This is a genomic window from Streptomyces hyderabadensis (assembly GCF_020404845.1).
Classification (GTDB): Bacteria; Actinomycetota; Actinomycetes; order Streptomycetales; family Streptomycetaceae; genus Streptomyces; species Streptomyces hyderabadensis.
Genome location: NZ_JAIOJZ010000043.1, coordinates 59,335 through 70,470, shown reverse-complemented (window position 1 = coordinate 70,470; position 11,136 = coordinate 59,335). Strand labels below are relative to the sequence as shown.

General features: G+C 74.4%; 7 protein-coding genes. All 7 read left to right on the top strand.

Features of this window, described 5'->3' with window-relative positions; genetic code table 11:
- Positions 1-189 precede the first annotated feature (189 nt).
- The 7 genes from K7854_RS27680 to cobI are packed head-to-tail and all read left to right on the top strand — an operon-like array spanning position 190 to position 11,118.
- Entirely contained in the window at positions 190-1,182 is a 993-nt protein-coding gene (locus tag K7854_RS27680; protein ID WP_226029272.1) for a cobalamin biosynthesis protein, read from the top strand.
- Complete coding sequence (locus K7854_RS27675; protein ID WP_226029271.1) at positions 1,179-2,687, top strand: cobyric acid synthase; 1,509 nt, start codon at positions 1,179-1,181, stop codon at positions 2,685-2,687. Before K7854_RS27680 ends, K7854_RS27675 begins: the two co-directional genes overlap by 4 nt.
- The gene (cobN, locus tag K7854_RS27670; RefSeq protein WP_226029270.1) at positions 2,684-6,337 is read left to right on the top strand and encodes a cobaltochelatase subunit CobN; all 3,654 of its coding nucleotides are present in this window, start codon (positions 2,684-2,686) and stop codon (positions 6,335-6,337) included. The genes K7854_RS27675 and cobN overlap by 4 nt, the downstream gene beginning before the upstream one ends.
- On the top strand, positions 6,334-8,340 hold the full coding sequence (locus tag K7854_RS27665) for a putative cobaltochelatase (RefSeq protein WP_226029269.1): 2,007 nt from the start codon (positions 6,334-6,336) through the stop codon (positions 8,338-8,340). Before cobN ends, K7854_RS27665 begins: the two co-directional genes overlap by 4 nt.
- On the top strand, positions 8,340-8,939 hold the full coding sequence (gene cobO, locus K7854_RS27660) for a cob(I)yrinic acid a,c-diamide adenosyltransferase (RefSeq protein ID WP_226029268.1): 600 nt from the start codon (positions 8,340-8,342) through the stop codon (positions 8,937-8,939). The genes K7854_RS27665 and cobO overlap by 1 nt, the downstream gene beginning before the upstream one ends.
- Positions 8,933-10,390 (top strand): cobyrinic acid a,c-diamide synthase CobB, encoded by a 1,458-nt coding sequence (locus tag K7854_RS27655; protein WP_226029267.1) that lies wholly within the window; start codon positions 8,933-8,935, stop codon positions 10,388-10,390. The genes cobO and K7854_RS27655 overlap by 7 nt, the downstream gene beginning before the upstream one ends.
- Positions 10,387-11,118: a precorrin-2 C(20)-methyltransferase gene (cobI, locus tag K7854_RS27650; RefSeq protein ID WP_226029266.1), complete on the top strand. Its 732-nt coding sequence runs from the start codon at positions 10,387-10,389 to the stop codon at positions 11,116-11,118. The genes K7854_RS27655 and cobI overlap by 4 nt, the downstream gene beginning before the upstream one ends.
- Positions 11,119-11,136: the final 18 nt, after the last annotated feature.

Below are 11,136 nucleotides of genomic sequence, written 5' to 3'. Positions count from 1 at the left end.
GCGAATCCGGCGCGGTCCCGCCACTGTGACCGGGGAACAGGAGTCCCCGGGAGCCAGGAACTCTCACCGCCGGACTCTTCGAACCAGGGCGTGGACACCCTGAGTGAGGACCTGACGCGATGCCCGGCTGCCGCCACCGCCCCACACCCCGTACCAGGTGCTTCCCCGACCGTGTGACCGGCTGAGCCCGTGCGTGCCGGACGCGTCTTCGCGTACGGCGCCGCCGTCGGCCTCCTCGGCGACCTCCTCCTCGGCGACCCGCGCCGCGGACACCCGGTCGCCGCGTTCGGCCGTGCCGCGGGCGCCGTGGAACGGGTGCTGTGGCGGGACCACCGGGGCCGGGGCGCCCTGCACACCGCCGTGTGCGCCGGTGGCGCCGCCGCCCTCGGGCTGGCCGCCTCCCGTGCCGTACGCCGCTCCCCCGCCGCCTCCGTCGCCCTGACCGGGGCGGCCACCTGGGCCGTGGTCGGCGGCACCTCGCTCGCCCGCGAGGCCACCGCGATCGGCCGGGCCCTGGAGTCCGGGGACGTCGAGGCGGCGCGGGCACGGCTGCCGCACCTGTGCGGGCGGGACCCGCAGGCGCTGGACGCCGACGGCATCGCCCGGGCCGTCGTGGAGTCCGTCGCCGAGAACACCTCGGACGCGGTGGTGGGCGCGCTGGTGTGGGGCGCCGTGGCCGGAGTACCCGGGCTGCTCGGCTTCCGGGCCGTCAACACCCTGGACGCCATGGTCGGCCACAAGTCGCCCCGGTACCGCCGCTACGGCTGGGCCTCGGCCCGCCTGGACGACCTCGCGGGCTGGCCCGGCGCCCGCCTCACCGCCGTACTGACCACCGTCGCCGGCGGCGACCCGCGGGGCGCGGTACGGGCCTGGCGCGCGGACGCCGCACGGCACCCGAGCCCCAACGCCGGGCCCGTGGAGGCCTCGTTCGCGGGCGCCCTGGGCGTGCGGCTGGGCGGGACGCTCTCCTACGGCGGGCGGGTCGAGCACCGGCCCGTCCTCAACGGGGCGGCGGGGCGCGCCGTACGGGCGTCCGGCTCCGGCGACATCGACCGGGCCGTACGGCTGTCGAGGCGCGTGGGCTGGCTGGCGCTGGGCGTGTGCGCGGGCGCACGGCTGCTCGCGCGCGGAGCCGCCGCCTCCGTCCGGGAGCCGGGCATCACGAAGGGACGTACGTCATGAACGGTGGCCTGCTCGTCGCCGGCACCACCTCCGACGCCGGCAAGAGCGTCGTCACCGCCGGGATCTGCCGCTGGCTGGTGCGGCAGGGCGTGAAGGTGGCGCCCTTCAAGGCGCAGAACATGTCGCTGAACTCCTTCGTGACCCGCGAGGGCGCGGAGATCGGGCGGGCCCAGGCCATGCAGGCCCAGGCCTGCCGGATCGAGCCGACCGCGCACATGAACCCCGTGCTGCTCAAGCCCGGCGGGGAGCGCAGCAGCCAGGTCGTGCTGCTCGGCAGACCGGTCGGCGAGATGAGCGCGCGCGGCTACCACGGCGGGCGCCAGGAGCGGCTGCTCGGCACCGTGCTGGACTCGCTGGCCGAACTGCGCGCCGCCTACGACGCGGTGATCTGCGAGGGGGCGGGCAGCCCGGCCGAGATCAACCTGCGCCGCACCGACATCGTGAACATGGGGATCGCCCGGGGCGCCGGACTCCCCGTCCTGGTCGTCGGCGACATCGACCGCGGGGGCGTCTTCGCCTCCTTCTTCGGCACGGTGGCGCTGCTGGCGCCCGAGGACCAGGCACTGGTGGCCGGGTTCCTGGTGAACAAGTTCCGGGGTGACGTCTCCCTCCTGGAGCCCGGGCTCGACATGCTGCACGGGCTCACCGGGCGGCGGACGTACGGCGTACTGCCCTTCCGGCACGGGCTCGGCATCGACGAGGAGGACAGCCTGCGGGTCTCGCTGCGCGGCACGGTGCGGGAGTCGGCCGTCGCGCCGCCGGTCGGCGAGGACGTGCTGCGGGTCGCCGTCTGCGCGGTCCCGCTGATGTCCAACTTCACGGACGTGGACGCGCTGGCCGCCGAACCGGGCGTCGTGGTGCGGTTCGTGGACCGGCCGGAGGAGCTGGCCGACGCGGACCTCGTCGTCGTGCCCGGCACGCGGGGGACGGTCCGGGCCCTTCAGTGGCTGCGCGAGCGAGGGCTGGCAGACGCGCTCGTGCGCAGGGTCGCCGAGCAGCGGCCGGTGCTCGGCATCTGCGGCGGCTTCCAGCTCCTCGGCGAGCACATCGAGGACGAGGTCGAGTCCCGCGCCGGACACGTGGACGGCCTCGGCCTGCTCCCCGTGCGGGTGCGGTTCGCCCGCGAGAAGACCCTCGCCCGGCCGGTGGGCGAGGCCCTCGGCGAGCGCGTCGAGGGGTACGAGATCCACCACGGGGTCGCCGAGGTGACCGGCGGCCGGCCCTTCCTGGACGGCTGCCGGGTCGGCCAGACCTGGGGCACGCACTGGCACGGCTCGCTGGAGTCGGACGGCTTCCGGCGGGCGTTCCTGCGCGAGGTGGCCGCCGCCGCGGGCCGCCGCTTCGTGCCCGCCCCCGGCACCTCGTTCGCCGCGCTGCGCGAGGAACAGCTCGACCGGCTCGGCGACCTGATCGAACACCACGCGGACACCGACGCGCTGTGGCGGCTCATCGAGTCCGGCGCGCCGCAAGGACTGCCCTTCATTCCACCGGGAGCGCCCGCATGAGCACAGTGTTGTTGTTGTCGACCGCCGACACGGACCTCCTGGCGGCCCGCGCGTCGGAGGCCGCCTACCTGATCGGCAACCCGACCCGCGTCGACGTCCGGGAGGAGCTGCCGGGCCTGGTCGAGGGCGCGGACCTCGCCGTCGTACGGCTGCTGGGCGGCAAGCGCGCCTGGGAGGACGGGCTCGCCGCGCTGAAGGCCGCCGGGATCCCGACCGTCCTGCTGGGCGGCGAGAGCGTGCCGGACGCGGAGCTGATGGCCGAGTCCTCGGTGCCCGCCGGGGTGGTGGCTCAGGCGCTGCGCTACCTGGTCGAGGGCGGGCCGGACAACCTCACCCAGCTCGCCCGGTTCCTGTCGGACACGGTGCTGCTGACCGGCGAGGGCTTCGAGGAGCCGCGGAAGATGCCGGAGTACGGCGTCCACGGCTCCCCGGACCTCGTGGACGGCCGTCCGACGGTGGGCGTGCTCTTCTACCGCGCCCACCAGCTGAGCGGCAACACCGCGTTCGTCGACACGCTGTGCGCCGCGATCGAGGCGCGCGGCGCCAACACGCTGCCCGTGTACTGCGGTTCGCTGCGCGGCGCGGACCCGGGGCTGTACGAGCTGCTGGGCCGGGCCGACGCGCTCGTCGCCACCGTCCTCGCGGCGGGCGGCACGCACGCCTCGCAGGCCTCGGCGGGCGGTGACGAGGAGGCCTGGGACATCGGCGCGCTGGCCGACCTGGACGTGCCGGTGCTGCAAGGGCTCTGCCTCACCTCCTCCCGGGCCGCCTGGGAGGCCTCCGACGCCGCGCTCTCCCCGATGGACGCGGCGATGCAGGTGGCCATCCCGGAGTTCGACGGGCGGCTGGTCACGGTGCCGTTCTCCTTCAAGGAGCAGGGGCCGGACGACGTGCCGGTCTACGTCGCCGACCCCGAGCGGGCCGGGCGGGTGGCCGGGATCGCCGTCCGGCACGCGGCCCTCAGGCACAAGCCGAACGCCGAGAAGAAGCTCGCGCTGGTCTTCACGGCGTACCCGACCAAGCACTCCCGGGTCGGCAACGCGGTCGGTCTCGACACCCCGGCGTCGGCGGTGCGGGTCCTGGACGCGCTCCGGGACGCGGGCTACGGGGTCACCGAGTACCCGGCCGAGGGCGACGAGCTGATCCACCGGCTGATCGAGGCGGGCGGTCACGACGTGGAGTGGCTGACCGAGGACCAGTTGGCGGCGGCGCCCGCGCGGGTTCCGCTGGCCGACTACCGGGCCTGGTTCGAGAAGCTGGACCCCGAGCTGCGGGACGGCATGCGGGAGGCGTGGGGCGAGCCGCCGGGGTCGCTGTACGTCGACGGCGACGACATCGTGCTGGCGTCGCTGCGGTTCGGGAACGTCGTCGTGATGATCCAGCCGCCGCGCGGCTTCGGCGAGAACCCGATCGCGATCTACCACGACCCGGACATGCCGCCGTCGCACCACTACCTGGCCGCCTACCGCTGGCTGGAGAACAGCTTCGGCGCCGACGCGATCGTGCACATGGGCAAGCACGGCACGATGGAGTGGCTGCCGGGCAAGGGGCTGGGGCTGAGCGCCGGCTGCGCGCCGGACGCGGTCCTCGGCGACCTGCCGCTGATCTACCCCTTCATCGTCAACGACCCCGGCGAGGGCACCCAGGCCAAGCGCCGCGGGCACGCCACGGTCGTCGACCACCTGGTCCCGCCGATGGCGCGCGCCGACACCTACGGCGACCTGGCGAAGCTGGAGCAGCTGCTGGACGAGTACGCGCTCGTCTCCGACCTGGACCCGACGAAGGCACCGGCGGTCCGCGCGCAGATCTGGACGCTGGTCAAGGCCGCCGAACTCCACCACGACCTGCACGTGGACGACCAGCCGGACGACGACGACTTCGACGAGTTCGTCATGCACATCGACGGCTACCTGTGCGAGATCAAGGACGTGCAGATCCGCGACGGCCTGCACGTCCTGGGCGGCGGCCCGGTCGGCGAGCCGCGCGTCAACCTGGTCCTCGCGGTGCTGCGCGCCTCACAGGTGTGGGGCGGGCGGGCGAACGCGCTGCCGGGCCTCAGGGCGTCCCTGGCCGAGCACTTCGGACTGGTGGAAAAGGAACTGCTGGCCGAGCCGGGCGCCCCGGTGAAGGTGCCGGTGGAGCTGACAGACCTGGTGGAGGGCCCGGCCCGGTCGGCGGCCGACGCGATCGACCTGCTGGAGCAGCTGTGCCGGCGGCTGGCGGAAGGGATGGAGCTGCGGGCCTGGGACACCGCGGCGGCCGCGGGCCTGGTGCGAGACGTGCTGGGCGCCGAACTCCCCGACGCGGTCGCGGTGCTGGAGTTCGCCTGCACGGAGGTGGTCCCGCGGCTCGCCCGGACCACGGACGAGATCGGGCACATCCTGCGGGCCCTGGACGGCGGTTACGTCCCGGCCGGACCGTCGGGCTCCCCGACCCGCGGGCTGGTCAACGTGCTGCCGACCGGCCGCAACTTCTACTCCGTCGACCCGAAGGCGATCCCGTCCCGGCTGAGCTGGGAGGTGGGCCAGTCACTCGCGGACTCACTGATCCAGCGGTACCTGACCGACACCGGTGAGTACCCGAAGTCCGTCGGCCTCACGGTGTGGGGCACGTCCGCGATGCGCACCCAGGGCGACGACATCGCCGAGATCCTGGCGCTGCTGGGCTGCCGCCCGCTCTGGGACGACGCCTCGCGCCGGGTGACGGGCTTCGAGGTGGTGCCGCTCGCGGAGCTGGGCCGGCCGCGCGTGGACGTCACGGTGCGCATCTCGGGCTTCTTCCGGGACGCGTTCCCGCACGTGGTGGGGCTGATCGACGACGCGGTGCGGGCGGTGGCGGAGCTGGCCGAGCCCGCCTCGCAGAACTTCGTCCGCGCGCACGCCGACGAGGACACCGCCGAGCACGGCGACCGGCGCCGGGCCACCTCCCGCATCTTCGGCTCCAAGCCGGGCGCCTACGGCGCGGGTCTGCTGCCGCTGATCGACGCCCGCAACTGGCGCAGCGACGCGGATCTCGCCGAGGTGTACGCGGTGTGGGGCGGCTACGCCTACGGGCGCGGGCTCGACGGGCGGCCGGCCCGCGGCGACATGGAGACGGCGTTCCGGCGGATCGCGGTGGCGGCGAAGAATGTCGACACCCGCGAGCACGATCTCGTCGACGCCGACGACTACTTCCAGTACCACGGCGGCATGGTGGCGATGGTGCGCCATCTGACGGGCGAGAGCCCGGAGGCGTACGTCGGGGATTCCGCGACTCCGGACCAGGTGAAGACGCGCACGTTGGGCGAGGAGACGCACCGGGTCTTCCGCGCGCGGGTCGTCAATCCACGGTGGATGGCGGCCATGCGCAGGCACGGCTACAAGGGCGCCTTCGAGATGGCGGCGACCGTCGACTACCTCTTCGGCTACGACGCCACGGCCGGGGTCGTGGACGACTGGATGTACGAGCGGCTCAGCGCCGAGTACGTCTTCGCCCCGGAGAACCGGGACTTCATGAAGAAGTCCAACCCGTGGGCGCTGCGCGGCATCACGGAAAGGCTGCTGGAGGCGGCCGACCGCGGGCTGTGGGCGGAGCCGGACGCGGAGACGCTGGAGCGGCTGCGTGCCACGTATCTGGAGCTCGAAGGCGATCTGGAAGGTGACGACAAGTGAGTACCCCGTTCCCGTTCACGGCCGTCGTGGGCCAGGACGACCTGCGGCTCGCGCTGCTGCTGAACGCGGTTTCCCCGGCCGTCGGCGGTGTGCTGGTCCGTGGGGAGAAGGGCACCGCGAAAAGCACGGCCGTGCGGGCGCTGTCGGCGCTGATGCCGGAGGTGGACGTCGTCTCCGGGTGCCGGTTCTCGTGTGACCCCGACTCTCCCGACCCGGGGTGCCCGGACGGCCCGCACGAGCCGGGTGCCTTCGTCTCGCGCCCCGCGCGGATGGTCGAACTGCCCGTCGGGGCCTCCGAGGACCGGCTGGTCGGCGCCCTGGACATCGAGCGGGCGCTGGCGGAGGGCGTCAAAGCCTTCGAACCGGGCCTGTTGGCCGACGCGCACCGCGGGATCCTGTACGTCGACGAGGTCAACCTCCTCCACGACCACCTCGTGGACCTGCTGTTGGACGCCGCCGCGATGGGCGCCTCCTACGTCGAGCGCGAGGGCGTCTCGGTGCGGCACGCGGCGCGGTTCCTGCTGGTCGGCACCATGAACCCCGAAGAGGGCGAGCTGCGGCCGCAGTTGCTGGACCGCTTCGGCCTCACCGTCGAGGTCGCCGCCTCGCGCGAGCCCGACCAGCGCGTCGAGGTCGTACGGCGTCGGCTGGCGTACGACGACGACCCGGCCGCATTCGCCGCGCGCTGGGCCGACGAGGAGGCCGCCGTACGGGCGCGGATCGTGGCGGCGCGGGAGCTGCTGCCCTCGGTGCGGCTGGGCGACGGGGCATTGCGGCAGATCGCGGCGACCTGTGCCGCCTTCGAGGTGGACGGCATGCGGGCCGACATCGTGATGGCCCGGACGGCGACCGCGCTGGCGGCGTGGGCCGGGCGGACGGAGGTGCTGGCGGAGGACGTACGGCAGGCGGCGCTGCTCGCGCTGCCCCACCGGCGGCGGCGCAATCCGTTCGACGCCCCCGGGCTGGACGAGGACAAGCTGGACGAGACGCTGGAGGAGTTCGGCGGGCAGGACGACGGCGACGGCGACGACGATCCGGACCCCGGCCCCGGCGGCGGTCCCGGCGGGCAGCCCGAGCCCGACGACGCGCCCCGGGGGGACGGGGACACCGCCGCGCGGCCCGAGGCCGCAGAGGGTGGCGAGCCGCAGCCCTCCGGTGGCGCCGGTGAGCAGTCCCCCGCGCGGGCTGCCGAGCCGTTCCGGACCAAGGTGCTCAGCGTGCCGGGGCTGGGCGAGGGTGCCGCCGGGCGGCGTTCGCGGGCACGGAGCGAGCAGGGGCGGACCACGGGCGCCCGGCGGCCGCGGGGTGCCCTGACCAAGCTGCACCTGGCCGCCACCGTGCAGGCCGCCGCACCGCACCAGCGGGCGCGGGGCCGCAGAGGTCCGGGGCTGGTGGTGCGCCGGGACGATCTGAGGCAGGCGGTGCGCGAGGGGCACGAGTCCAACCTCGTGCTGTTCGTCGTCGACGCCTCCGGGTCGATGGCCGCGCGGCAGCGGATGAGCGCCGTCAAGGGTGCCGTGCTGTCGCTGCTGCTGGACGCGTACCAGCGGCGGGACAAGGTGGGGCTGGTGACCTTCCGGGGTTCGGCGGCCGAGGTGGCGCTGCCGCCGACCTCGTCGGTGGACGCGGCGGCGGTGCGGCTGGAGTCGCTGCCGACGGGCGGGCGTACGCCGCTCGCGGCCGGGCTGCTGCGCGCGCACGAGGTGCTGCGGGTGGAGCGGTTGCGGGATCCGGCTCGCCGGCCGCTGGTGGTCGTCGTGACCGACGGCCGGGCCACGGGCGGTCCGGAGCCCGTCGCGCTCGCCTCGCGTGCCGCGCGGCTGTTCGCCGCCGAGGGCACCGCCTCCGTCGTCGTGGACTGCGAGTCGGGGCCGGTGCGACTCGGGCTCGCCGGGCGGCTCGCGGGTGAGCTGGGCGGTACGGCGGTGACGCTGGACGAGCTGCGGGCGGACTCGATCGCCGGGCTGGTCAAGGACGTTCAGGGCAGCAGGAGGGCCGCGTAGTGCCGCAGGGCAAGCCGAGTGTCGTGCCGGACGACGGGCTGACCACCCGTCAGCGGCGCAATCGTCCGCTGGTCGTCGTGCACACCGGCATCGGGAAGGGCAAGTCCACCGCCGCCTTCGGGCTGGCGCTGCGGGCCTGGAACCAGGGCTGGCCGATCGGGGTGTTCCAGTTCGTCAAGTCGGCGAAGTGGAAGGTCGGCGAGGAGAACGCGCTGCGGGTGCTGGGCGCCAGCGGCCAGGGCGGGTCGGTCGACTGGCACAAGATGGGCGAGGGCTGGTCCTGGGTCCAGCGCGACGCCCAGCTGGACAACGAGGAGAAGGCCCGGGAGGGCTGGGCGCAGGTCAAGCGGGACCTGGCCGCCGAGACGTACAAGCTGTACGTGCTGGACGAGTTCGCCTACCCGATGCACTGGGGATGGGTCGACACCGACGAGGTGGTGTCCGTGCTGCGGGAGCGGCCCGGGACCCAGCACGTCGTGATCACCGGGCGGAACGCACCCGAGGCCCTCGTGGACTTCGCCGATCTCGTCACCGACATGTCCAAGGTCAAGCATCCGATGGACGCGGGGCAGAAGGGGCAGAGGGGCATCGAGTGGTGACCTCGCCTTCCTCCGTGCCCCGGCTGGTCGTCGCCGCGCCCTCCTCGGGGAGCGGCAAGACCACCGTCGCCACCGGGCTGATGGCCGCGCTCGCCGGGCGCGGGCTCGCCGTGTCGCCGCACAAGGTCGGGCCGGACTACATCGACCCCGGGTACCACGCGCTCGCGACCGGACGGGTGGGGCGCAACCTCGACGCGTACCTGTGCGGGCCCGAGCTGATCGGGCCGTTGTTCCGGCACGGGGCGCGCGGGTGCGACATCGCCGTGGTCGAGGGTGTGATGGGGCTGTACGACGGGGCGGCGGGCGAGGGCGAACTCGCGTCCACCGCGCAGGTCGCCAAGTTGTTGCGGGCGCCCGTCGTGCTCGTCGTGGACGCCTCGTCGCAGTCGCGGTCGGTGGCGGCGCTGGTGCACGGGTTCGTGTCCTGGGACCCGGAGGTGCGGGTCGGGGGCGTGATCCTGAACAAGGTCGCCTCGGATCGGCACGAGGGGTTGCTGCGGGAGGCGCTGGACTCCGTCGGGGTGCCGGTGCTGGGGGTGTTGCGGCGGGCCGCGCGGGTCGACGTGCCGTCGCGGCATCTGGGGTTGGTTCCTGTGGCCGAGCGGGGTGCGCAGGCGGTGGAGGCGGTTGCGGCGATGGCCGCGCAGGTCGCCGACGGGTGTGATCTGGAGGCGTTGGTCGGGCTGGCGCGTAGTGCCGGTGCGTTGTCCTGTGCGGCTTGGGACGCGGGTGAGGCCTTGGTTTCCCCGCCCCCGCCGCCCCTTCCCGTCCCTACCCCGGGGGCTGCCGCCCCCGGACCCCCGCTTTCGGCCCTGAACGGGCCTCGTCCTCAAGCGCCGGACGGGCTGAAGGCGCGTGTCGCCGTCGCCGGCGGGGCCGCCTTCACCTTCTCCTACGCCGAGCACACCGAGTTGCTCGCCGCCGCCGGGGCCGAGGTCGTCACCTTCGATCCGTTGCGGGACGAGGAGTTGCCCGCGGGGACCGCCGGGCTGGTGATCGGGGGCGGGTTCCCCGAGGTGTACGCCGCCGAGCTGTCCGCCAACGAGGGGCTGCGGAAGTCCGTCGCCGAGCTGGCGTCGAGCGGTGCTCCGGTCGCCGCCGAGTGTGCGGGGCTGCTGTATCTGTGCCGGGAACTGGACGGGTTGCCGATGTGCGGGGTGCTGGACGCCTCCGCGCGGATGTCCAAGCGGTTGACCCTCGGCTACCGGGACGCCGTGGCCGTGTCCGACAGCGTGCTGGCCGGGGCGGGGACGCGGCTGCGGGGGCACGAGTTCCACCGGACGGTGGTGGAGCCGGGGGCCGGCGCGGCGCCGGCCTGGGGGGTGCGGGCGCCCGAGCGGCGCGTCGAGGGATTCGTGGAGCGCGGTGTGCACGCGAGTTATCTGCACACGCACTGGGCGGCCGAGCCCGGTGTCGCCCGTCGGTTCGTGGAGAGGTGCCGGACGTCATGAGCAGCAGGCTGATCGGGGTGGGGGTCGGGCCCGGGGATCCGGAGCTGGTGACCGTGAAGGGCGTCAACGCGTTGCGGGACGCCGATGTCGTGGTCGTGCCGGTGATGGACACGGGAGAGCGCGGGCGCGCCGAGGCGACCGTGCTGCACTACGTGGGCGCCGAGAAGGTCGTGCGGGTGGTGTTCGCGTTGAACGAGCGCACCGACCGGGCGCGGCGGGAGGCTGCCTGGGACGCGGCCGGGGAGCGGGTCGCCGGGCTGCTGCGGGCGCATGCCTCCGTCGCCTTCGCGACCATCGGGGATCCCAACGTGTACTCGACGTTCACCTATCTCGCGCAGACCGTCGGGGTGCTGGTGCCGGGGACGGTCGTGGAGACCGTGCCGGGGATCACCGCCATGCAGGACCTCGCGGCGCGGTCGGGGGCCGTGCTGACCGAGGGGACCGAGCCGTTGACGCTGGTGCCGGTCACGGCGGGGGCCGCCGTGCTCAAGGAGGCGTTGCACGGGCCGGGCACGGTCGTCGCGTACAAGTTCGGCCGGCAGGCGGCCGAGGTGGCCGAGGCGCTGCGGGAGAGCGGGCGGCTGGCAGACGCGGTGTGGGGGTCGGCGCTGGGGCTGCCGGAGGAGTCGGTGCGGCCCGCCGGGGAGCTGGACGGGGCGCCGCTGCCGTATCTGTCGACGCTCATCGCGCCCGCGCGGCGCGAGGGCGGGCGGGGCGGGAAGCTGTGACCGCCCCTCGATCGTGGC

What these genes read in the sequence shown, in the direction of transcription:
- cobI (WP_226029266.1), top strand. Translation starts at nt 10,387, where the DNA reads ATGAGCAGCAGGCTGATCGGGGTGGGGGTCGGGCCCGGGGATCCGGAG.
- K7854_RS27675 (WP_226029271.1), top strand. Translation starts at nt 1,179, where the DNA reads ATGAACGGTGGCCTGCTCGTCGCCGGCACCACCTCCGACGCCGGCAAG.
- cobN (WP_226029270.1), top strand. Translation starts at nt 2,684, where the DNA reads ATGAGCACAGTGTTGTTGTTGTCGACCGCCGACACGGACCTCCTGGCG.